This is a genomic window from Bradyrhizobium oropedii, from assembly GCF_020889685.1.
Classification (GTDB): domain Bacteria; phylum Pseudomonadota; class Alphaproteobacteria; order Rhizobiales; family Xanthobacteraceae; genus Bradyrhizobium; species Bradyrhizobium oropedii.
The window spans coordinates 1-594 of sequence record NZ_JACMYO010000488.1 but is presented as its reverse complement, the minus strand read 5'-3'; the positions used below and the strand labels follow the sequence as shown (position 1 = coordinate 594).

The 594-nt window shown below is 64.5% G+C and carries 1 protein-coding gene; it reads left to right on the top strand.

From position 1 onward, the window contains the following. A partial coding sequence (locus H8A95_RS43430; protein WP_229188506.1) for a hypothetical protein occupies positions 1 to 594 on the top strand: 594 nt, incomplete at both ends.

Sequence of the window (594 nt, the reverse complement as noted above, 5' to 3'; positions counted from 1 at the left end):
GAGTTCCTGATCAACGGCGTGGCGCAGACCGCGGGCCATGCGATCAATGTGCCGTCGGGTGCCAATGTGGTGTTCGATGCCGGGACTTCAGTCGGCTCCGACACGCTGTGGGCGCAGCTCATTCAAAACGGCACGGCGAGTGGCTGGCAGCAGTTTGCGGTCACGGTGCCGGCGCCGACGCTGAGTGTCTCGAGCCTGCCGAGTGCCACGGCCGGTGGGCAGATTGCGCTTTCGAGCCTGGTCAACGTGTCCGATCCCAGCAACGCCACGTATCAGCTGCAGCTGTGGGATTCGAACGGCACGGCAGCCGGCGGCGAGTTCCTGATCAACGGCGTGGCGCAGACCGCAGGCCATGCGATCAATGTGCCGTCAGGTGCCAATGTGGTGTTCGATGCCGGCACTTCAGCCGGTACCGATACGCTGTGGGCGCGGCTCATTCAAAACAACGGCGCGCTAGGTGGCTGGCAGCAGTTTGCGGTCACGGTGCCAGCGCCGACGTTGAGTGTCTCGAGCCTGCCAAGTGCCACGGCCGGTGGGCAGATTGCGCTCTCGAGCCTGGTGAACGTGTCCGATCCCAGCAACGCGACGTATCAG